At 59.8% G+C, this 17,263-nt stretch carries 19 protein-coding genes and 2 pseudogenes; 8 read left to right on the plus strand and 13 right to left on the minus strand.

The features are described 5' to 3' along the window. Nucleotides 1-371: 371 nt before the first annotated feature. The 3 genes and pseudogenes from HU766_RS26335 to HU766_RS25125 form a co-directional block, all read left to right on the plus strand. Nucleotides 372-452 (plus strand): annotated as a pseudogene (locus HU766_RS26335) (alcohol dehydrogenase); the annotation flags it as partial. A 245-nt stretch (nucleotides 453-697) separates the two neighbouring features. After that, nucleotides 698-805 (plus strand): annotated as a pseudogene (locus HU766_RS26340) (alcohol dehydrogenase); the annotation flags it as partial. Nucleotides 806-1,013: 208 nt separating this feature from the next. Continuing rightward, nucleotides 1,014-2,090: an ArsO family NAD(P)H-dependent flavin-containing monooxygenase gene (locus HU766_RS25125; RefSeq protein ID WP_186661491.1), complete on the plus strand. Its 1,077-nt coding sequence runs from the start codon at nucleotides 1,014-1,016 to the stop codon at nucleotides 2,088-2,090. 23 nt (nucleotides 2,091-2,113) lie between these two features. Here HU766_RS25125 and arsJ read toward each other — a convergent pair whose 3' ends face one another. The 8 genes from arsJ to HU766_RS25165 are packed head-to-tail and all read right to left on the minus strand — an operon-like array spanning nucleotide 2,114 to nucleotide 7,982. Then, complete coding sequence (gene arsJ / locus HU766_RS25130) at nucleotides 2,114-3,352, minus strand: organoarsenical effux MFS transporter ArsJ (RefSeq protein ID WP_186661493.1); 1,239 nt, start codon at nucleotides 3,350-3,352, stop codon at nucleotides 2,114-2,116. Between the two features lie 9 nt (nucleotides 3,353-3,361). Beyond that, complete coding sequence (locus HU766_RS25135; protein ID WP_186661495.1) at nucleotides 3,362-4,366, minus strand: ArsJ-associated glyceraldehyde-3-phosphate dehydrogenase; 1,005 nt, start codon at nucleotides 4,364-4,366, stop codon at nucleotides 3,362-3,364. A gap of 31 nt (nucleotides 4,367-4,397) precedes the next feature. After that, complete coding sequence (locus HU766_RS25140) at nucleotides 4,398-4,901, minus strand: cyclin-dependent kinase inhibitor 3 family protein (protein WP_186661497.1); 504 nt, start codon at nucleotides 4,899-4,901, stop codon at nucleotides 4,398-4,400. A 12-nt stretch (nucleotides 4,902-4,913) separates the two neighbouring features. Then, complete coding sequence (gene arsH / locus HU766_RS25145) at nucleotides 4,914-5,630, minus strand: arsenical resistance protein ArsH (protein ID WP_186661505.1); 717 nt, start codon at nucleotides 5,628-5,630, stop codon at nucleotides 4,914-4,916. 3 nt (nucleotides 5,631-5,633) lie between these two features. After that, nucleotides 5,634-6,695: an ACR3 family arsenite efflux transporter gene (gene arsB, locus HU766_RS25150; protein ID WP_135192580.1), complete on the minus strand. Its 1,062-nt coding sequence runs from the start codon at nucleotides 6,693-6,695 to the stop codon at nucleotides 5,634-5,636. 18 nt (nucleotides 6,696-6,713) lie between these two features. After that, nucleotides 6,714-7,184 carry an arsenate reductase ArsC gene (locus tag HU766_RS25155; protein ID WP_186661568.1) on the minus strand — a complete coding sequence of 157 codons (471 nt, stop codon included), beginning with the start codon at nucleotides 7,182-7,184 and terminating at the stop codon, nucleotides 6,714-6,716. Between the two features lie 19 nt (nucleotides 7,185-7,203). Beyond that, nucleotides 7,204-7,560 (minus strand): metalloregulator ArsR/SmtB family transcription factor, encoded by a 357-nt coding sequence (locus HU766_RS25160; protein ID WP_186661522.1) that lies wholly within the window; start codon nucleotides 7,558-7,560, stop codon nucleotides 7,204-7,206. An 8-nt stretch (nucleotides 7,561-7,568) separates the two neighbouring features. Then, nucleotides 7,569-7,982, minus strand: a complete 414-nt coding sequence (locus tag HU766_RS25165) for an arsenate reductase ArsC (RefSeq protein WP_186661524.1) — start codon at nucleotides 7,980-7,982, stop codon at nucleotides 7,569-7,571. Between the two features lie 115 nt (nucleotides 7,983-8,097). Between HU766_RS25165 and HU766_RS25170 the strand changes: the two genes are divergently transcribed. Further along, nucleotides 8,098-8,436 (plus strand): metalloregulator ArsR/SmtB family transcription factor, encoded by a 339-nt coding sequence (locus HU766_RS25170; protein ID WP_186661526.1) that lies wholly within the window; start codon nucleotides 8,098-8,100, stop codon nucleotides 8,434-8,436. A gap of 42 nt (nucleotides 8,437-8,478) precedes the next feature. Next, complete coding sequence (locus HU766_RS25175; protein WP_186661528.1) at nucleotides 8,479-9,570, plus strand: FAD-dependent oxidoreductase; 1,092 nt, start codon at nucleotides 8,479-8,481, stop codon at nucleotides 9,568-9,570. Between the two features lie 38 nt (nucleotides 9,571-9,608). On the opposite strand, the gene HU766_RS25180 is transcribed toward HU766_RS25175, so the two are convergent. The 3 genes from HU766_RS25180 to HU766_RS25190 form a co-directional block, all read right to left on the minus strand. Continuing rightward, nucleotides 9,609-10,973: an NAD(P)-binding domain-containing protein gene (locus HU766_RS25180; protein ID WP_186661531.1), complete on the minus strand. Its 1,365-nt coding sequence runs from the start codon at nucleotides 10,971-10,973 to the stop codon at nucleotides 9,609-9,611. Next, a complete protein-coding gene (locus HU766_RS25185) occupies nucleotides 10,970-11,485 on the minus strand; it encodes an arsinothricin resistance N-acetyltransferase ArsN1 family A (protein WP_186661533.1) in 516 nt (171 codons plus the stop codon). The genes HU766_RS25180 and HU766_RS25185 overlap by 4 nt, the downstream gene beginning before the upstream one ends. A gap of 63 nt (nucleotides 11,486-11,548) precedes the next feature. Further along, a complete protein-coding gene (locus tag HU766_RS25190) occupies nucleotides 11,549-12,043 on the minus strand; it encodes a MarR family transcriptional regulator (protein ID WP_186661535.1) in 495 nt (164 codons plus the stop codon). A gap of 185 nt (nucleotides 12,044-12,228) precedes the next feature. On the opposite strand from HU766_RS25190, the gene HU766_RS25195 reads away from it, so the two are divergent. Beyond that, entirely contained in the window at nucleotides 12,229-13,389 is a 1,161-nt protein-coding gene (locus HU766_RS25195; protein WP_346656726.1) for an MFS transporter, read from the plus strand. A 269-nt stretch (nucleotides 13,390-13,658) separates the two neighbouring features. Beyond that, nucleotides 13,659-14,363, plus strand: coding sequence for an SDR family oxidoreductase (locus HU766_RS25200; RefSeq protein ID WP_186661539.1), 705 nt, complete (start codon nucleotides 13,659-13,661; stop codon nucleotides 14,361-14,363). Between the two features lie 183 nt (nucleotides 14,364-14,546). Here HU766_RS25200 and HU766_RS25205 read toward each other — a convergent pair whose 3' ends face one another. Both HU766_RS25205 and HU766_RS25210 read right to left on the minus strand, forming a co-directional pair. Beyond that, entirely contained in the window at nucleotides 14,547-15,575 is a 1,029-nt protein-coding gene (locus HU766_RS25205) for an LLM class oxidoreductase (protein WP_186661543.1), read from the minus strand. Between the two features lie 23 nt (nucleotides 15,576-15,598). Beyond that, nucleotides 15,599-16,234 carry a glutathione S-transferase family protein gene (locus HU766_RS25210; protein ID WP_033698624.1) on the minus strand — a complete coding sequence of 212 codons (636 nt, stop codon included), beginning with the start codon at nucleotides 16,232-16,234 and terminating at the stop codon, nucleotides 15,599-15,601. A 125-nt stretch (nucleotides 16,235-16,359) separates the two neighbouring features. Between HU766_RS25210 and HU766_RS25215 the strand changes: the two genes are divergently transcribed. Continuing rightward, complete coding sequence (locus HU766_RS25215) at nucleotides 16,360-17,259, plus strand: LysR substrate-binding domain-containing protein (RefSeq protein ID WP_186661545.1); 900 nt, start codon at nucleotides 16,360-16,362, stop codon at nucleotides 17,257-17,259. Nucleotides 17,260-17,263 lie beyond the last annotated feature (4 nt).

A 17,263-nucleotide genomic window follows, 5' to 3' on the forward strand; every position in this document is an offset into this window, starting at 1 on the left:
TCGGAAAGGGTAATGACGGTTGCTGGTCGGCCCATGTCGATGCCCTTGGAGAGTTGGCTTCCACAGAGCCTAGCTCAGATTTTCAGCGGTATTTGTGAAACACCACACTAGGGATTGGTTCTTCTTGAGTACCAATTTATGAGCCGATCAGCTCTCTATCGCAGGCAAGAGGGTGGGTAGGATCAACACGGCCTTCCAGAAGGAACCGTTATCTCTTGTCGTTAATGAGGTGTGCCATGCCCAAGGTTGTTCACTTTCACCGTACCGGTGACGCTGATGTGCTGATCCTCGATGAAGTCGCGGTACCCACGCCGAAAAGCGGCGAGGTTCAGATCGAAGTAAAAGCTATCGGTTTGAATCGTGCAGAAATCATGTACCGCACTGGGCAATACGTGATTGATCCCCAGTTCCCAGCGAAGCTGGGGTATGAAGCGGCCGGCATTGTACGCGCGGTTGGCAGTGACGTCCGCGACCTTGTTCCCGGTGACGTAGTTAGCGTCGTGCCGGCATTCTCTTTCGCTGATTACGGCATGTATGACGAGGTGGTCAATGCGCCTGCGCATGCTGTCGTCAAGCATCCGTCCAACCTCAGTTTCGTGGAGGCAGCGGCCAGCTGGATGATGTTTGTTACTGCATACGGCGCCCTGATTGAGTACGGCAATCTACAGGTTGCCTGGCAGCGATCCAGATCGCCAACATGCAGGGAGCCATCCCGGTGGCCCTTACCCGCACAAGTGCCAAGCGTCAGGCGTTGCTGCATGCAGGTGCAAAACATGTCATCGCCACCCAGGACGAGGATCTGATTGCCGAGGTGGCAGCGCTCACCGAGGGCAAAGGTGCGCGTATTGTTTTCGATCCGGTTGGGCGTTGGGTCGATAGCGGTCGGTCGCAGATGACCGCTTCCGACCCTAAGCAGACATCCAAAGCAGCTATGAGTTACGTAGCCGTATTATTAGAAATATTCTCCCCCATCTGGAAAGATAACCCCCTCAATGGATCAGGGGAGTGTCTAGATGAAAGCCCATGCAGAGCGCTTGTTGGATGTAGTCATCATTGGCGGAGGACAAGCGGCGCTGGCAACGGCGTACTTCCTGCGTCGAACAGATCTCTCGTTCATCATCTTGGATGCCGAGCCGGGCGCCGGCGGGGCTTGGCGACACGGCTGGAATTCCCTGCGGCTATTCTCGCCGGCTACCTGGAGCTCCATTCCCGGTTGGATGATGCCGCCTGTGGAGGATGGCTATCCTTCTCGCGAGCATGTCATCGACTATCTCACCCAGTATGAGGCGCGCTATCAGTTTCCAATCGAACGGCCGGTGCGCGTCACCTCGATCGAGCGCGTTGCCGGCGCGTTACGTGTCCATTCAGAGTCTGACCATTGGGATGCCAAAGCAGTGGTCAGTGCCACAGGCACTTGGAGCAATCCGAACATACCTGCCTACCCCGGCGCTGAGCTGTTTCGTGGCCTACAGCTGCATTCGGCGGACTACGTTGAACCGCAGACCTTCTCTGGCAAGCGCGTGCTGGTCGTCGGCGGTGGCAACTCCGGCGCCCAGATTCTCGCAGAGGTTTCCAAAGTAGCGGATGCGACCTGGGTAACTCCCACCGATCCTCTCTTCCTACCTGATGATGTCGATGGCCGAGTACTGTTCGAGCGGGCCACGGAGCGCTGGAAAGCGCAGATGGAGGGGCGTGTCATTGAGCAGCCGGTCGGCGGGTTGGGCGACGTGGTCATGGTCCCGCCTGTGGTGGAGGCGCGTGAGCGAGACGTTCTGCACGCGGTGAGACCCTTCGTTCGTTTCACCCCTGACGGTGTGGTCTGGGCAGACGGCTCGGAAACCGCAGTGGATGCAGTGATCTGGTGCACCGGGTTCAAACCCGCCTTGGGACACCTCGCCAGCCTTGAGGTTGTTACTGAGCAAGGACGTGTAGAGGTCGAAGGGACCCGATCTGTGAGTGAGCCCAGGCTGTGGCTGGTCGGCTATGGCGAGTGGACAGGTTCTGCATCAGCAACCTTGATCGGGGTGACCCGCACAGCGCGCAGTACTGCAGCTGAAATCGAGCAGTTTGTGGTGAAAGCGGAGGCCTGATGGCCCCCGCATTTCCTCACTGATCAGTTTGCCTGGTGTGCCATTTCACTGTGCCTGGGCAGTGCGATCGAGATGAGTGCGGCGGCCAACACGAAGATGCTGGAAACCCACAAACAAGCCTCCAACCCATAGGCCTGAAACACCCAACCTGACAGCAGCGTGCCGACCAAGCGACCGAGGGCGTTGGACATGTAGTAGAAGCCTACATCCAGGGAGACGCCGTCTTCCTTGGCATAGCTGACTATTAGGTAGCTGTGCAGCGATGAGTTCACGGCGAACAGCACGCCGAACAGCATCAACCCACCAAGCAGCACTATCTGCGCCGACCAGCCTGCCGACAGGCCCACGGCAATGAGCGCAGGCAGCCCGGCCAGGGCGATTGCCCAGATGAAGGCTGCTCGGCCGTCGGGTACATGACCACGCTTCTTGCCGGTGATATGGGGGGCAAACGACTGGACGATGCCATACCCGATTACCCACGCGGCCAAGAAGCCACCGACCAGCCAGAAGTCCCAGCCAAACGCAGAGCTCAGGTACACCGGCAGAGCCACAACGAACCAGACATCCCGCGCACCGAACAAAAACAGCCGTGCGGCGGAGAGGATGTTGATGGCCCGGCTCTTGGACAGCATGTCGCGGAACTTCGGTTTGGCCTTGGCCTTGCCCAAGTCCTTTTTCAGCAGGATCAGACTGCCGATCCAAATCAGGGCCAGCACCGCCGCCATGGCCAATACCGCCTGGGTAAAACCGAGCAGCGCAAGCAGTGCTCCTCCGAGGAAGAAACCCACGCCTTTGAGCGCGTTTTTCGAGCCGGTCAGGATGGCCACCCATTTGTAGAGGGTGCCTTGCTGGCTGTCCGGCACCAGGAGCTTGATGGAGCTCTTGGCGCTCATCTTGTTCAGGTCCTTGGCGATGCCGGAGAGCGCCTGGGCGGCCATTACCCATGGCACCGGCACCGTCAGCGAGGCTGCTGGTACCGTGAGCATCAGTAGGGCGACGACCTGCATGCCAAGGCCGATGTTCATCGTGCGGTTTAACCCCAGGCGGGCGCCGAGGTAGCCACCCACGAGGTTGGTGATCACGCCGAACACTTCGTAGAACAGGAACAGCGCCGCGATCTGCAGCGGCGTGTAGCCCAGCGAATGGAAGTGCAGTACCACCAACATGCGCAATGCGCCATCGGTGAGGGTGAAGGCCCAGTAATTGCCGGTTACCAGCAGGTACTGACGCACTTCCGCAGACAGGGCTGACAACGCCTTCATGATTGCCGTTTACTCCGCTGCGCCGACCAAGCGTGCCAGTTCCGCGGCACGGTTGGCGTAGCCCCACTCGTTGTCGTACCAGGCGTAGATCTTCACCTGGGTGCCGTTGATTACAAGGGTGGACAGCGCGTCGATGATCGAAGACCGTGGATCGGTGCGGTAGTCGATGGACACCAAGGGGCGTTCTTCGTAGCCCAGGATGTTCTTCAGCGGCCCTTCGGCAGCCGCTTTCAGCAGCGCGTTGACCTCTTCAGCCGTCGTCTCACGTTCTACTTCGAACACGCAGTCGGTCAGCGAGGCGTTGGCCAGCGGTACACGCACGGCGTGACCATTCAGCTTGCCGCGCAGCTCGGGGAAGATTTCGGCGATTGCGGTGGCCGAGCCTGTGGTGGTCGGAATCAGGCTCATGCCCGAGGCACGGGCACGACGCAGGTCCTTGTGCGGTGTATCGAGGATGCTCTGGGTATTGGTGAGGTCGTGAATGGTGGTGATCGAGCCGTGACGGATGCCCAGGTTTTCGTGAATCACCTTGACCACCGGGGCCAGGCAGTTGGTGGTGCATGAGGCGGCGGTGACGATACGATGCTGCGCCGGCTCGAACAGGTGCTGGTTGACGCCCATCACCACGTTCAGTGCGCCTTTCTCCTTTACTGGAGCGCAGACGACCACACGTTTGACGCCTTGATCCAGGTAGGCCTGGAGCACGGCTACCGACTTCATCTTGCCGCTGGCCTCGATGACCAGGTCGCAGCCTGACCAGTCGGTGTCTGTGATGCTCTTGTTCGCGGTGACCTTGATGCGCTTGCCCTCGATCACTACCGCGTCGCCCTCTGCGCGGGCTTCACGGTGCCAGCGTCCGTGGATCGAATCGAAGTTGATCAGATGGGCATGGGTCTCGGCGTCACCGGCCGGGTCATTGATCTGCACAAACTCGAATTCCGGCCAGTCCCAGGATGCGCGAAGCGCCAAGCGACCAATACGGCCAAACCCATTGATACCTACTTTGATAGCCATGTTCTTGTTCTCGGATCGCGATTGGGAAAGGTCAGAGGGTGTCGCTGAACTGGTTGATGTACCCAACGTGCGCAGGGTTCTGGATCGCACGTGGGCGCAGGGCTTGGACCTGGGCAACAGCTTCCTGTACTGGGATGCCGCACTCGATCATCAGGCGGGCCGCAAACAGGCCGGTGCGTCCAGAGCCGCCCTTGCAGTGAATGGCAATCGTCTTACCGGTTTTCACCAGCTCTTTCAGACGCTCCCGGTGAGCGTCCCAGGCGGCCGCAAACGGCTCACCGGGGGCTTCGTCGTCCTCGACCGGCAGGTGGAACCATTCGAGGCCCAGCGGTTGGCACTCCTCGGGAAGCAGATCGATCTCGTTCTGCAGCAGTTCTTCACTCGGCATCAAGGTTACCAGCGCGCTCGCGCCGGCTTCGCGCAGCGTTGCCAGAGCTTGAGATACCGATGTCTCCTTGGTACCGGGGCACGGAGTGAAGATCAGTTGGCCGACCAGTTCGGAATTAGCCAACACGGAATACGGGTGCAATTGCATGCTCACAAAGCCTCAAATGGATCGTTGATTGACACGCTTGGATAGTTCTTCAGCCGACTCTTTGCGTTCGGAGTAGCGATCGACCAGGTAGTCGGAGCGATCACGAAGCAGCAGGGTGAACTTCACCAGCTCCTCCATTACGTCAACGACACGGTCGTAGTACGAAGAGGGTTTCATGCGACCCGCCTCGTCGAATTCCAGGTAGGCCTTCGGCACGGACGACTGGTTAGGGATGGTGAACATGCGCATCCAGCGGCCGAGGACGCGCAGCTGGTTGACCACGTTGAACGACTGCGAGCCGCCGCAGACCTGCATCACCGCGAGGGTTTTGCCTTGAGTGGGGCGCACGGCGCCCATGCTCAGTGGAATCCAGTCGATCTGCGACTTGAACACGCCGGTCATTGCACCGTGGTGTTCCGGCGAGCACCAGACCATTCCTTCGGACCACAGCACCAGATCGCGCAGCTCCTTGACCATGGGGTGGTCATCGGGCACGTCATCCGCCAGTGGCAGCCCGGTCGGATTGAAGATGCGCGTCTCGGCACCGAAGTGCTCCAGCAGGCGTGCAGCTTCTTCCGTGAGCAGGCGGCTGAAGGAGCGTTCGCGGGTCGATCCGTACAGCAGCAGGATGCGAGGCTTATGGGTGGACTTTTGCTCGACTGCCAGCTTGTCTGCTGTCGGCAGGTCGACCAGATCGTTGTCGATATTCGGGATGTGGTGTTCGGTCATGATTTACTCCTGAGACAAGGCGCCAGATGGCTGATCGAACCAGCGGCGCTTGAGCCACAAGGCCACGCCCACCAGGGAGATCAGTACTGGCACTTCCACCAAGGGCCCGATGACGGTGGCAAACGCGACCGGCGAGGCAAGACCGAAGGTGGCGATGGCCACGGCAATGGCCAGTTCGAAGTTGTTGCTCGCTGCGGTGAACGCCAGCGCAGTGGTACGTGGGTAGTCAGCTTCCAGCAGCTTGCCCATCCAGAAGCTGATGAAGAACATCACCACGAAGTAGATGGTCAGCGGGATAGCGATGCGCAGCACATCCAGCGGTAGTTGCAGCACCATGTCGCCCTTCAGGCTGAACATGGCGACGATGGTCAGCAGCAACGCCACGAGGGTCAGCGGGCTGATCTTCGGGATGAAGCGCTCCTGGTACCAGGTCTCGCCCTTACTGCTGATTAGGATCTTGCGGGTCAAGAAACCAGCCAGGAACGGGATGCCCAGGTAGATCAGCACCGATTGGGCGATATCGAGGAAGCTGGTCTCAATGACGCTACCTTCAAGGCCAAACAGCGGCGGCAACAGGCCCAGGAAGATCCAGGCGTACACGCTGAAGAACAGGATCTGGAAAATGCTGTTGAACGCGACCAGGCCCGCCACGTACTGGTTATTGCCACCGGCGATCTGGTTCCACACCAGCACCATGGCGATGCAGCGTGCCAAGCCGATTAGGATCAGCCCGGTCATGTACTCAGGCTTGTCGGAAAGGAAGACAACGGCCAGCCCGAACATCAGGACCGGGCCGATCACCCAGTTCTGGATCAGCGACAGGGCGAGGATGCGCTTGTCCTTGAAGACCTGCGGCAACTCCTCGTATTTCACCTTCGCCAGAGGTGGGTACATCATGACGATGAGGCCAATGGCAATGGGGATGTTTGTCGAGCCTACCGACAGGCTATTCAGCCACGCAGGCAATCCCTGGAACAGGCTGCCCAGACCAATGCCCAGGCCCATGGCCAGAAAGATCCAGACCGTCAGGTAGCGGTCTAGGAATGAAAGTCGGCTTTTGCTCATGGTGGATCTCCCTAAACGTCAGAGCGTTCCGATGCGGGCCAGCTCGACCTTGAGCTGGGCGGCATCCATTTGGTCGAAAGGCAGTGCGATGAATGCCTTGAGGCGTCGCTTGATCTGGTCAAGGGTGTTGTCGAATGCCGCGTCCAGCTCGGCGGCACTACCGTGCAAATCCGAAGGGTCAGAAAGTCCCCAGTGGGCTTTCACTGCTGGTCCGAAGAAGACGGGGCAGGCTTCGCCAGCGGCCTTGTCGCAGACGGTGATGACAAAGTCCGGTGCCAGCTCGCCATGCGCGTCACTGGACTTGCTGCAGAGGCCCTCGGTGGAGATACCGGCACGCTGCAGCGCGGTGATGGACAGCGGGTGCACCTCACCCTTTGGCTGGCTGCCGGCGCTGTAGGCCTTCATGCCGGCCGGGGCCAGATGATTGAAAACAGCCTCGGAGAGGATGCTGCGGCAGCTATTGGCGGTGCAGAGGAACAGAACTTTCATCGGTTTTTCTCGGCAATGATCAGCAGCAGGAGGCGACGCGTTGAGGGCGGTCACCCATGGTGTCCAGTCGTTTGGTGCTAGTGCTTAGCCATTCGCGGTTGGCTTCCAGCGTCGTCGCCAGGACCTCACGTACCCAGGCGGGAAGCGACGGATGCAGCCGGTAATAAACCCACTGGCCCTGTCGGCGGTCTTCCAGCAGGTCACAGGTGCGCAGTTGCGCCAGGTGGCGGGAAACCTTGGGCTGGCTTTCTTCAAGCGCGCAGGTCAGTTCACAGACGCAGAGTTCTTCCTCGCGAGCGATCAGCAGCATCATCCGAATGCGGTTCTCGTCGGCGAGGCATTTGAAAACCTGGGTGGGGGTCAGCGAGTCAGTCATAGCAATTCTCAGTGTTTGGTTTTCACCAGGACGAACATCTTGATGCGCTCGTGAATCTCGTGAAGCGTGTGTCGGAAGGCATCGTGTTGGTCACTGGTGGCAGGGTCTTCGAAGTTCCACGCCAGAACCTCGCCGAAGGCAGGCAACGTAAGGCACTCATGGGCTGCCTTGTCGCACAGGGTAATCACGTAGTCGAACCGCTCCCCTGCGAACTCATCGATGGACTTGCTGCGTAGAGCCTTGGTATCGATATCGAGATATTCGAGGGCGTCATAGGTGCGCGGATCGACTTGGCCAGGCTTAGTACCTGCGCTGAAAGCTTCGAAGTGAACAGGGTCTGTGTGCCGGAGCAAAGCTTCGGCGAGCTGGGAGCGAGCGGCGTTTGCGGTGCAAACAAACAGGACGCGGATCTTGCCAGTCATCACTTGGTATCCTGCATGTATATGGTTTTTCGAATATACGCTTTTCCGAATGTATCGCAACCCCTCGATGATGGGTGGCTTTACATGTGCGCGTTCATGCACATATATTGGCCGCATGACGACCAACCAAAATCTCCGTGCTCAAGCTATCGACGCCGCCATCGAGTCGCTGGACGAGGCCTTCTTCAAAGCGCTTTGCGAGCCTTCCAGAGTCGCGGTTTTCAAGCGCGTGCTTTTGCTCGGCCGGGCTGATGTCGGCGAAATCGCCAAAGAGCTGCCACAGGAGCGCTCGGTGATCTCCAGGCACCTGCAGGTATTGCATGACGCCCAGATCGTGAAGGCCACGAAGGTGGGCAGGCAGGTGTTCTATGAAGTGAATGGTGGAGCGATCGTCGAGCGACTGGAGGGCCTGCTCCAGCGAACCAAAGGTCTGGTTTCGCTGTGCTGTCCATAGCCCGGCCTTTTTTTGTCCCTATATATGCATGAGTGCGCACATATGAATGATTCGAATCGCGTTCTAGATGTGGTCGTCATCGGTGGTGGGCAAGCAGGTTTGGCGACTGCCTGGCAATTGCAGCAGCAAGGATTGGAATACCTCATCTTGGATGAGCAGACATCCCCAGGCGGGAACTGGCGTAACTACTACGAAAGCCTGCAGCTGTTCTCACCAGCTGAGTACTCTGCGCTGCCGGGACGGGCGTTTCCTGGCGATCCCAAGGGCTACCCGCTGCGAGACGATGTGGTGCAGTACCTGGAGGCATACGCCGCCGAGTTTCAGCTGCTTTTCCAGGACGGTACCCGAGTAGTGGCGGTCGTTCAGAAGGACAAGGCATTTGAGGTTCGCACCGCCAACGGAGCGACTTTCACTGCGCGTGCTGTGATAGTGGCATCAGGGGGCTTCAGCCGTCCTTTCGTGCCTGACATCCCTGGGCTGGAGAACTTTTCAGGACACTGTCTGCATAGCTCAGCTTATCGAACACCTGAGGCCTTTGCCGGCCAGCGTGTTGTCGTTGTGGGAGCAGCGAACTCGGCTGTTCAGATTGCCTATGAGCTTGCCGGCGTTGCACAGGTAGTGCTGGCTACCCGCGAGAAGATCCGCTTCTTCCCTCAGCGGATTCTGGGACTCGATTTTCATGCATGGCTGAAATTCACCGGGTTGGAGCAAACACGATGGTTGAGTGATCAAAGCACTCCAGTGCTCGACACTGGTAAGTACCGAAAGGCACTTAGCAGCGGCAGAATTCAGCGCAGAGCCATGTTCCAGGAGGTAATGCCTAACGGTGTGGTTTGGCCGGACGGAAGCAGCACCCTGATTGACGCGCTGATATTCGCAACAGGATTTCGCCCTAACCAGGAGTTTCTGGCGCAGCTCCCAGTCGTTGACCGGCACGGGCGTACGCTACAGCGAAACGGCGCGGCAATTCAGGTGCCTGGCTTGTACTTCGTGGGTCTGCCCAAGCAAAGGAATTTCGCCTCGGCGACGCTGCGAGGTGTAGGGGCCGATGCGGCATACCTGATGCCCCGGCTGCTTGAGCACCTGAGCGAAGGGCGCTTGCCTCACCTATCCACGTCGCCCCGCACGATTTGAACTCGTGCAGGGCGAAGGAGCAGGCTCAGAGCGCGTGGTTATGCGCGGCTTGTCGGTGTGCAGCAGCTCGATTTTTGGGCTGAAGGCGTTGCCAGGCGTTCCGGTGATGCACAGCAACTGGTTTGAGTAGTGGGCTCGGGCGCGCAGCAGTTGGAACCTTCATCTTGCTCCTCGAACTGAAGGCTGCAGACACCGGTTTCGGGCAGTTCGAGCTCGACACGCCGTGCAGCTTCCCAGTCTCCTGCAAGCCCGGCCATGATTGAGCGCACCTGCTCATACCCGGTAATCATCAGGAATGTCGGAGCACGACCGTAGCTCTTCATGCCTACGATAAAGATGCCTTCGTCGGGATGAGAGAGCTCATCGATGCCATGGGGACGAACGGTACCGCAGCTGTGCTCATTCGGGTCGATCAACGGGGCCAACTGAATAGGGCTCTGTGTAGCCGGGTCGATAGCCAGTCGTAGCTCGCCCAGAAGCTGCAGATTAGGGCGGAAGCCCGTGGCCACGATGATCTCATCCACCTCTGGCAGAGCTTGGCCATTGCTGTGCACGACCAGCCCCTGTTCGGTCGTGTCCACCTGGCTGATGGAGATGTCCTGGTGCAGCGAGATCTTTCCTTGTTCGAGCAATGCACGGATTCGCAGACCCAGGCTGCCGCGTTCGGCCAATTTGTCATTGGCACCACCACCCAGAGTTTTATCTAGCGAGTGTCCGCGAATAGCCCACGAAACCTGGGTACCGGGCAGTTGGACCAGATCCTGAAGAGCGTTGAATGCCGAGTGTCCGCCACCTACAACCAGCACCCGGCGCCCGAGATAACGATCGCGCGCATTGCCGCTGACATCGGGAATCCCATAGGCAATATGCGCTTTGGCGTTCAACTCTCCCAATGCCGGAATGCCGGATGCGCCCATCCAGTTTGGGGTCTCGTACGTGCCCGAGGCATCGATGACTGCGCGAGCCTGGATGTCTTGCTCACCCTTTGGCCCTTTGACACGCACCAGGAACGTGGCGGATTCGCGGCCTTTGGTTTTCTGAACATCAGCGCCGACTTTCGTCACAGCAGTGACGCGGGAGTTCAGATGAAGTCGTTCCTTGATGACGGGCAGCTCAGCTAGCGGGAGCAAGTAGTGATCCAGCAATTCACGACCTGTGGGGTACTTGTCGGAATCAGGCGCTTGCCAGCCCGTTGCCGTCAGTAACTTTGCAGCCTCCTTGTCCACGTTGTATTCCCACGGCGAGAACATGCTGACGTGGGCCCATTGGCTGATGCTTTCTCCAGCCTGGCTGCCTGCTTCAAAAATGAGTGGGTTCATACCCCGGGCCAGTGCGTGCGCAGCAGCCGCCAGCCCCACGGGGCCGGCGCCGATGATTACGATGGGAAGATCAGATTGGTTCATGCTCGTTCTCCTGTGTCAGGTTGGTTGGAGGGGAAGACTCGTTCAACGATGGCGCAATCAAGCCAGCGTCCTTCAAGGCATGCGTGTTTTTCATAGACGCCGACCTTTCGGAAACCGCAGGATTGGCAAAGCGCGAGGCTTGCTTCGTTGAAGGTGAAAATGCGGGAAAGGACTTTCCAGAAGCCCCGTGCTTCTGCTTCGCTCAACAGTGCGTTCAGCAGTGCCTTGCCGATGCCACGCCCACGGACATCTCGCCGCAGGTAAATCGAGAAATCAGCGATGCCGGCATAGCAGGAGCGCGCCCGGTAGCTGCTTAGGTTTGCCCACGCCACTACTGCGCCGTCCAGCTCGACGACCAGCACCGGGAAGCGAGACATATCGGCAACCCAAGGCTGTACATCCATAGCGGTCCGAGGCTGGGTCTCAAACGTAGAGCTACGGTCATCGATCCCTTGGTTGTAAATCTCGACGATGGCCTGAACATCACCGAGCTGAGCGGGGCGAAAGTGCATCTGGCTTCCTTTTTAAGTTGGTAGTAACAACAATTCAGATAAAAAAGGGGGATCTCCCCCTCATTATTCTTGCGGCTTCGCTGGGCAACTCTCGTTTGCCAAGCCACAACGTACCTCAGCAGCGCGGGTCAGCTGCCGCAGGAGCGTCAGGGCTCCCTGGCGTACTTCCGGTGCCATGCAACTGATCATCGCCTTTTCTTCATTGATGAGATCATCGCGGATGCGCTCATACAGGTCGGCACCGGCTTCGGTAGCCTGGACCCGCACGGCACGGCGGTCTTCCGGATCTTCCACGCGGGAGACATACCCTTTGCGCTCCAACGTATCGACGACACGGCTAGCCGTACTCTTGTCCAGGAACATTTCCTCGGCCAGCGCCTGCAAACGTAGTGGTCCCTGCTTCACCAAGGTCTCGATGGCGTAGCACTGGGTGACGGATACGTCATAGCAGCAGATGCGATCACGATCCCTGAACTGGTAGACGCGCACCAGCTGGTTCAGGGCTTCGTAGAGGTCTTCAGCATAGCGGCTAAGGTCGTCGTTGTGCTTGTTCAGCATGTCATTTCCAGTTAGTTGTTACCTGCAACAATATGGGCGATGAGCGCGCTCGTCAACTGACCGGTCATCAGATTGACCTTTCAGAGCTCCGTCGACTACATTGGTTGTCACTAACAACCATAACAAGGACTGACGTGACTCGACATGAACCGCCCCTGCCAGCCAACTTGAGTCGGACTCGGTTGGTGTTCACCTTGGGCATCACCCAGATCTTGGCTTGGGCGTCGACGTTCTACCTCCCGGCGGTCCTGGCAGGTCCAATTGCTCGCGATATGGGCTGGTCTCTATCGTTTGTCGTGGGCGGACTGTCTTGGGGCATGCTGGTTGCTGGTCTTTGCTCTCCGCTGGCTGGCCGATTGATTGATCGCCGCGGCGGGCGCTCGGTCCTTGCTTTCAGCTCGCTGATGCTGGGTGCAGGGCTCATGGTGATGTCGATCGCCAGTTCTCTGTGGCTCTATTACCTGGCTTGGTCGCTCCTCGGCGTAGCCATGGCCACCGGGTTTTATGACGCGGCATTTGCCACTCTGGGGACGTTGCTGGGAGAGCGTGCGCGGGGTGCAATAACGGGACTGACCTTGATTGGCGGCTTTGCCAGTACTGTCGGATGGCCCGCGTTGGCGGCACTGGAGTCATGGATCGGCTGGCGGGATACCTGCTTGGTGCTTGCTGCGATACATGTTGTGGTCGGCCTGCCTGTTCATTGGCTGGCGGTACCGAAACCGCCCGGTCCAGGAAAAGAATCTACCTCGGAAGAAGGTGTACCGGTGACGCTCGATGAACGTAGCCGCCGCCTTTTCTGGCTTGTTGCAGGGCTGCTGACCGTAGTCGCTTTCGTAATGGCCAGCCTCTCGGTTCACCTGCTCGCCGCACTCAAGCAACTGGGCCTGCCAACGGTCACGGTATTGGCAGTCGGAATGGTCATTGGGCCGGCCCAGGTAGTGGCCAGAGTGCTGGAGTTCTCGATTGCTCGCCATCTGCATCCGAGCTGGTCAGCCCGTGTTGGTGTATTGGTGAGCTTCATCGGCATCTGCCTGTTTATCCCTGGTGTGCCTTGGTTGGCATTCCCTGGTGCCGCACTGTACGGCGCGGGCATGGGGATTCTGACCATCGCCAGAGGTACGTTACCACTGGTGCTATTTGGCCCTCAGGGATATGGCGCACGGATGGGAGCACTGGCGCGTCCCATGCTTCTCGCTCAGGCCGCTGGTCCATTTGCTGCAGCTTTTGTGTTGAGTGCTCAGGGCGCCCCAATGATGCTGTTGCTGATGGCGACTATAGTCGCTGTGGCATTAGGGGGATGCCTCAGACTGCCGACAAAACCGTTTCATGACCAGCACCCAGAGTGAAGGTCGACTGGCCGCTATGGGTCGATAGCGGCCCCTGGCCTGACGCGTGTTTCGAAGTAATCGAACGTCAAGGCCTACCCTGTCTTGGGCATGCAAAAATTATCATTTTGAATTTGTCGGGTGGCCGCCGTCCGAACATGGCTACCTGAAGAAGCGAGGCTATAGATTTTCTACTGACATGAACAAGCGTTGCTGTCTCTCTGAGCGGTGCTGAGCGCTGTTAGTCTTATTTCACCAACCACCCATCCACGCCTCACTCAGGAGGATGTATGTCAGTAGAAAAAGTAGCAATAGTGACTGCCGGTGGTAGCGGCATGGGAGCGGCAGCAGCACGTAGACTGGCTGCCGACGGCTTCAAGGTCGGTATTCTTTCTTCCTCTGGCAAGGGGGAGGCCCTGGCGCAAGCGTTAGGCGGTATCGGCGTAACCGGCAGTAATCAGTCAAACGAAGATCTGCAGCGCCTCGTCGATGCAGTCATTCAGAAATGGGGCCGTATCGATGTATTAGTTAACAGCGCCGGCCATGGCCCACGGGCACCGATCCTTGAGATCAGCGACGAAGACTGGCACCTGGGTATGGAGACCTACCTGCTCAACGTCATTCGTCCCACGCGACTGGTGACGCCGTACATGCAGCGCCAGAGCGGCGGTGCAATAATCAATATTTCTACTGCATGGGTGTTCGAACCAAGCGAACTCTTCCCCACCTCGGCAGTTTTCCGTGCCGGTTTGGCGTCGTTCAGCAAAATCTTTGCTGACAAGTACGCCGCTGACAACATTCGCATTAATAACGTGCTGCCGGGTTGGATCGACAGTCTCCCTGCTACCGAGCAGCGTCGAGAAGGTGTGCCACTTAAGCGCTATGGCACGAGTGAGGAGATTGCCGCCACTATCGCCTTCCTGGCGAGCGAAGGGGCAGCCTACATTACCGGCCAGAACATCAAGGTCGACGGCGGCGTTACCCGCAGCGTCTGAGCCTCTGGGCCGCACACCGTACGCGGCCCTTTTTCATTTTGGGCGATTGCCATGCTTGATCTGATCTTGACCAAGGTATGGTCGGATTTATCTCTACCTGTTGGCGGTGTTCCCAATCCATTTCGCTTGATGCAAGTGGCCTGCCGATTCATTGCGCGACCGACTGTGCAACTGAGCAGCGCGCTACCAGTCCTGCGAATGCGGTGCTGGCCCTGCCAGCGCCGGAAACAGCGGCAGTACCTCTTCGGCCAGTTCCTGAAGGATGTCCTGGGCCGGGCGCCGCGCCATCTGCACCCCCAATGCTGCATGGTTGACCCCGGCCTCGCGCCACTCGCCGAGCAGGTCGATCAACCCGTTGCGCCCGGTGCGCAGCACGTAGCCGCCTTGCAGCGGTGTACGCGGGAAGTTCGGGTCGTCGTCCAGGTCGATCCATTCGTTGGTCATGTGCGGGCGGAAACCACCGCCCGGTATCGCTGCGCGCCAGGCGCGGATTTTTTCGGCCAACCGTCGTGGTCCAAGCACGTTATGGGTGGCGTCGGGGTAAGTGAGCCAGCCATCGGCGTGTTCGCCCAGCCACTGCAGGCTTTGGCGTGACGAGCCGGTCACCACCAATGGGATGCGCCCTGACACTGGCCTTGGCAGCAGCCGGGCGCTGCCGAGTTGGCCCAGCGGCGACTGGATCGGCCCAGGGTGCTCGGCCAACAGTTGCCGGAAGTAGTCCACGCTTTGCGCAAAGCGCTCGCCGCGGCTGTCGTGGTCCAAGCCATAGGCTGGAAACTCCACGGGCCGGTCGCCCGAGGCGATGCCCAGCACAAGGCGCCCACCCGACAGGGTATCGAGGGTGGCAGCGGCCTTGGCCAGGTCGATCGGGTGGCGCAAGGCGAAGATCGCGCTGCCGGTCACCAGGGCAATGCGCTGAGTCTGCGCGGCCAGGTAGGCCAGGTAGGTGAACGGGTCGAGTACCTGCCCGGCGTCACCGAAGGCCGGGTCGAACAAGGGCACATCACGCACCCAGGCGGCGGCAAAGCCCAGGCGGTCGATGTCGCCGACCAGCCGTGCCTGCCCGGCCAGTGCCTGCATGTTGCCGTCGTAGAAACGCAGCGGCATGAAGATGCCCAAGGTCAGTTGATCGGGCGCGAACATGCGCCGGTAGCCGGGGTGCTGGGCGAAGGCGCTGGCGTTGGCGCCGCAGGTGGGAGTTGTAGGGTTCATGGCCGTTCCTTGGTTGGGCGATTTCATGGGCCAGTGGCCGGGGCGGGCAGGCGGATACCCCGTTGCACGGCGGGGCGTTGCTCGACCTGGCGGTACCAGCGGGTCAGGTGGCGGTGGGGGCTGAAGTCGAAGCCCACCAGGGCGGCGATGTGCAGCCAGGCAAAGGTCGCGATGTCTGCGATCGAATAGCGCTCTCCGGCCAGCCATGGCTGGGTGGCAAGCTGCTGGTCGAGGACGCTGAAGGTGCCTTCGGTAAGGCTGCGGTAGCGCTTGAGCGCCGCAGGGTTGGGCGTGGCCTCGAAGCATTCGAAGTGCACGCGCTGGCCGAGCAGCGGCCCCATGCTGGCGCTGTGGTACATCAACCAGGTGATCGCCGCCCAGCGCGGCTGCGGCGCGGGGTCGAGCAATTGGCCGCTGAGCTGTGCCAGGTACAGCAAAATGGCAGCAGACTCGAACAGCACGATGTTGGCAGCATGGTCGACCAAGACCGGGATGCGGCCTGCCGGGTTGAGCGCGAGAAAGCCCGGTTGCAAATGCTCGCCGTGCTCGATGCGAACATGCTCCAGGCGATAGGGCAGGCCCATCTCTTCGAGTGCGATGGTGGCTTTGAAGCCATTGGGCGAGCTGTCGGTGTACAGCACCAGCGAGGGATCATGCATGTCGAATAACCTCAGGAAAACTAACGTAAGTTGTTTGGCCTGAGCGCTATGCTATGCAGATTGAGCGCGATACTAAAACGATTGCTTCTTACGCCAGCGTTAGTTTTTCTAAATCGAGGAATTCCATGGGTGCCGTTCTGCCACTGCTTGCCTTGCGCGCCTTCAGCGAAACCACCCGCCTGGGCAGCCTGAAGGCTGCCGCCGAGCGCATGGGGGTTACGCCGGGAGCCATCAGCCAGCAGATTCGCCTGCTGGAGGACCGCCTCGGCGTCACCCTGCTGACACGCAGCCGCCATGGCGTGCAGCTCACCGAGGCCGGGGCGGGCCTGTACCCCGGCGTTTCGCGCGGTTTCGGCGAAATCGAGAGTGCCTTGCTCGACCTTGAAGCGTTGGCACGGGCCAGCACCCTCACCATCAGCACGCAACCTTCCTTCGCGTCCAGCTGGCTGGTGCCGCGCCTCAGTAGCTTCAGCGCGCTGCACCCCGGTATCGAGGTTCGTGTCGAGGCCACAGCGGCACTGGTCGACCTGCAGCGCGAGCGTGTCGACATTGCCCTGCGCCATGGCCTGGGCGACTACCCGGGGCTGCAGTCGATGCCTTTGCTGGCGCCTGTGCTGCTACCCGTTTGCAGCCCGGCGCTGCTCGCCAGTGGGCCGGCACTGGATGAACCCATAGATTGCCTGCAGTACCCGCTGCTGCAGGATGCCGACCGTGCCGACTGGACGCTGTGGTTGCAGGCCCACGGCTTCGAGCCTGACAGCCGCAGCCGGCGCGGGCCGAGCTTTGACGAGGAGCTGCTGTTGCTGCGCGCGGCCGCGAGCGGTCAAGGCATCGCCCTGGTCCAGGCGCAGCATGCCGAGGAGGGGCTGCGTGACGGCAGCCTGGTGGTGGCCGTGGATAGGCCCTGGCCATCACGCTTTGCCTACTACCTGGTCGCCCGCAAGGAGCAGTTGAAGCGGCCCCAGGTGCGTGCCTTCATCGACTGGATCGAGGGGCAGCTTGCGGGAAGCCGTAGCACAGCATAAGCCG

It is taken from the genome of Pseudomonas sp. SWRI77, from assembly GCF_014269105.1.
GTDB classification, from domain to species: domain Bacteria; phylum Pseudomonadota; class Gammaproteobacteria; order Pseudomonadales; family Pseudomonadaceae; genus Aquipseudomonas; species Aquipseudomonas capeferrum.

Bases quoted from the DNA above. Each gene is read 5' to 3' on its own strand.
- HU766_RS25205 (WP_186661543.1), bottom strand. From the start codon at position 15,575: ATGAACCCTACAACTCCCACCTGCGGCGCCAACGCCAGCGCCTTCGCC.
- HU766_RS25200 (WP_186661539.1), top strand. From the start codon at position 13,659: ATGTCAGTAGAAAAAGTAGCAATAGTGACTGCCGGTGGTAGCGGCATG.
- HU766_RS25185 (WP_186661533.1), bottom strand. From the start codon at position 11,485: ATGCACTTTCGCCCCGCTCAGCTCGGTGATGTTCAGGCCATCGTCGAG.
- HU766_RS25180 (WP_186661531.1), bottom strand. From the start codon at position 10,973: ATGAACCAATCTGATCTTCCCATCGTAATCATCGGCGCCGGCCCCGTG.
- HU766_RS25140 (WP_186661497.1), bottom strand. From the start codon at position 4,901: ATGCAATTGCACCCGTATTCCGTGTTGGCTAATTCCGAACTGGTCGGC.
- HU766_RS25210 (WP_033698624.1), bottom strand. From the start codon at position 16,234: ATGCATGATCCCTCGCTGGTGCTGTACACCGACAGCTCGCCCAATGGC.
- HU766_RS25135 (WP_186661495.1), bottom strand. From the start codon at position 4,366: ATGGCTATCAAAGTAGGTATCAATGGGTTTGGCCGTATTGGTCGCTTG.
- arsH (WP_186661505.1), bottom strand. From the start codon at position 5,630: ATGACCGAACACCACATCCCGAATATCGACAACGATCTGGTCGACCTG.
- HU766_RS25165 (WP_186661524.1), bottom strand. From the start codon at position 7,982: ATGACTGGCAAGATCCGCGTCCTGTTTGTTTGCACCGCAAACGCCGCT.
- HU766_RS25190 (WP_186661535.1), bottom strand. From the start codon at position 12,043: ATGCTGAACAAGCACAACGACGACCTTAGCCGCTATGCTGAAGACCTC.
- HU766_RS25155 (WP_186661568.1), bottom strand. From the start codon at position 7,184: ATGAAAGTTCTGTTCCTCTGCACCGCCAATAGCTGCCGCAGCATCCTC.
- HU766_RS25160 (WP_186661522.1), bottom strand. From the start codon at position 7,560: ATGACTGACTCGCTGACCCCCACCCAGGTTTTCAAATGCCTCGCCGAC.
- HU766_RS25125 (WP_186661491.1), top strand. From the start codon at position 1,014: ATGAAAGCCCATGCAGAGCGCTTGTTGGATGTAGTCATCATTGGCGGA.
- arsB (WP_135192580.1), bottom strand. From the start codon at position 6,695: ATGAGCAAAAGCCGACTTTCATTCCTAGACCGCTACCTGACGGTCTGG.
- HU766_RS25215 (WP_186661545.1), top strand. From the start codon at position 16,360: ATGGGTGCCGTTCTGCCACTGCTTGCCTTGCGCGCCTTCAGCGAAACC.
- arsJ (WP_186661493.1), bottom strand. From the start codon at position 3,352: ATGAAGGCGTTGTCAGCCCTGTCTGCGGAAGTGCGTCAGTACCTGCTG.
- HU766_RS25175 (WP_186661528.1), top strand. From the start codon at position 8,479: ATGAATGATTCGAATCGCGTTCTAGATGTGGTCGTCATCGGTGGTGGG.
- HU766_RS25170 (WP_186661526.1), top strand. From the start codon at position 8,098: ATGACGACCAACCAAAATCTCCGTGCTCAAGCTATCGACGCCGCCATC.